This is a genomic window from Candidatus Symbiopectobacterium sp. NZEC135, from assembly GCF_025962695.1.
Genome location: NZ_JAGFPF010000211.1, coordinates 1 through 2,387, shown reverse-complemented (window position 1 = coordinate 2,387; position 2,387 = coordinate 1). Strand labels below are relative to the sequence as shown.

General features: G+C 50.9%; 2 protein-coding genes. Both read left to right on the top strand.

Annotated features, from left to right (window positions below; genetic code table 11):
- Nucleotides 1–42 precede the first annotated feature (42 nt).
- Nucleotides 43–720 (top strand): YtjB family periplasmic protein, encoded by a 678-nt coding sequence (locus J5224_RS25025; protein ID WP_264627917.1) that lies wholly within the window; start codon nucleotides 43–45, stop codon nucleotides 718–720.
- A 329-nt stretch (nucleotides 721–1,049) separates the two neighbouring features.
- Nucleotides 1,050–2,375, top strand: a complete 1,326-nt coding sequence (locus J5224_RS25020) for a gluconate:H+ symporter (protein ID WP_264627918.1) — start codon at nucleotides 1,050–1,052, stop codon at nucleotides 2,373–2,375.
- Nucleotides 2,376–2,387: the final 12 nt, after the last annotated feature.

Below are 2,387 nucleotides of genomic sequence, written 5' to 3'. Positions count from 1 at the left end.
CTTCTGGCAACATGAAAGTATGCAAATCGCTCAGGGATTCTCATGGTCCACACCCGGTTAAAATTCCGCTTACACCGTACCGCTATTGTGCTGATCTGCCTGGCGCTGCTGGTCGCATTGATGCAGGGGGCGTCCTATTTCAGCCTGAGCCATCAAATGGCGCGTTCAGAGCAGGTTGAAGACATTGCGCGCACGCTGGCGCGGCAGGTGGCGTTCAGCCTGACGCCGCTGATGGAAAGCAACGATGATAACAGCCAGAAAATCAGCACGATGCTGGCGCAGTTAACGCAAAATAGCCGTATTCTTGACGCGGCACTCTATCAGCAGGACGGTTCGTTGATTGCCCGCACCGGGGAAGAGGTCGTGGTGCGCGACCGGCTGGCGCTGGATGGTAAGCGGGTGGGTAGCTATTTCAACCACCAGATTGTGCAGCCCATCAACGGCAAGGATGGCCCGATCGGTTTTCTGCGTATGACGCTCGACACTCACGTGTTGGCGACCGACGCCAAGCAGGTCGACAATACCACCAATATCTTACGCCTGATGATTCTGCTGGCCTTGGCGATCGGCATTATTCTGGCCCGCACGCTGTTGCAGTACCGCCGCAGCCGCTGGCAGCAGTCACCCTATCTGCTCACCGCCAACACGCCGGTGAAGGAAGATGACGAGAGTCGCTCAGCGCTTGTGCCGGAGGAGAAAACGGACAAGTCCGAGTCATAGTACGAGATCGATAACGGTGGCGCGTGTTGTCGCGTGCTGCCGTGCCACTTCCCGCCTTTTGGTTTCCCTCTTAACCTTATTGGTATAATACGTTTCTCATTTATTGCATGTTTATCGTATACGTTGCATTTCTTTATGTGATTTAAATCACGTAGAAGTAGTGGTCATTTTCCCCATAAAAAAATTTTTAATCTTCATCACAGTTTTTGGCGCAGGGTGGGCGCCTAATTGGTAGGACATGTTTTGCTGTGGTCATGTATGTAGAAAAGAAATGTCCGACTAATTTGGTTTTTTTATTCAATGTTTACGGGGAAAATATGAATTTCATTATTGAGGCGCTGCCCATTATATGGGTGGCTCTGGGCGTCGTTTTGCTGTTAATTTTAAATATGAAATTTAAAATTAACGGGATGTTGGCACTGCTGCTGGCGGCGGTTTTTGTCGGGGTGTGTGAAGGGTTACCACTTGAGGCAATTGGTAAATCGATTGAAAATGGCGTCGGCAGTACGCTGGGGCATCTGGCATTAATTATTCTGTTTGGTGCCATTCTGGGTAAATTGATGGTGGATTCCGGTGCGGCGCAGCGGGTTTCATCAACGTTACTGAAAAAATTCGGGCCACAGAAAGTTCAATGGGCCATTCTGGTGATTGGCTTGATTTTCGGTCTGGCTATGTTCTACGAAGTGGCCTTCCTGATTTTGGCTCCACTGATTATCAGCATCGCCCGAGAAGCAAAAATTCCTTTCCTGAAACTGGGTATCACCATGGTCGCCGCCGCCACCACGGCGCACAGCCTGTTCCCACCTCAGCCCGGCCCCACGGCGCTGGTGACTGCATTCCATGCAGATATGGGGATGGTGTATATTTATGGCATTATCGTTGCCATCCCTACCGTAATTTGCTCGGGCATCCTGTTACCCAAACTGCTGGGGAATTTGGATCGTCCCATTCCCGAATTATTGGAATCGCAAAAGGTATTTTCTGATGATGAAATGCCAAGCTTTGCGATCAGCCTGTTGGTGCCCTTGATCCCGGCGATGATTATTACCGGTGTTACCGTGCTGAAGCTGTTTATTGCCAAAAATAGCGTGGTGCTGCCTTTCCTTAATTTTATCGGCAGTGCGCAAATCAGTATGTTGATTGCGGTATTGGTCAGCCTGTTTGCTTTTGGCGTTAATCGCGGCAGAAGTATGTCCGACGTCATGAAATCCTACACCGTTGCCATTGAAAAAGTAGCCATGGTGGTGTTTATCATCGGTGCGGGCGGCGCGTTTAAACAAATTATCATGGACACCGGCGTCGGCGATTATATTGCGGATATGATGCGCCATTCATCGGTGTCACCGCTGATCATGGCCTGGTTTATCACCGTACTGCTGCGTCTTGCTACCGGTGCTGGTACCGTCTCCGCCATCACGGCGGCTGGGATTGTCGGTCCGATGATCACCACCTTTAACGTCAACCCGGCGCTGATGGTGCTCGCCACCGCCTCCGGGAGTAACACTCTGACTCACGTTAACGATGCCGCGTTCTGGTTGTTTAAGGAGTATTTTGGGCTGTCGATTAAGGACACCTTCAAAACCTGGGGGCTGTTGGAACTGACCAACTCGGTGGTGGGATTACTGGTGGTGCTGGTGGTTTCGCTGGTGGGATAAGCCTTTATCGTT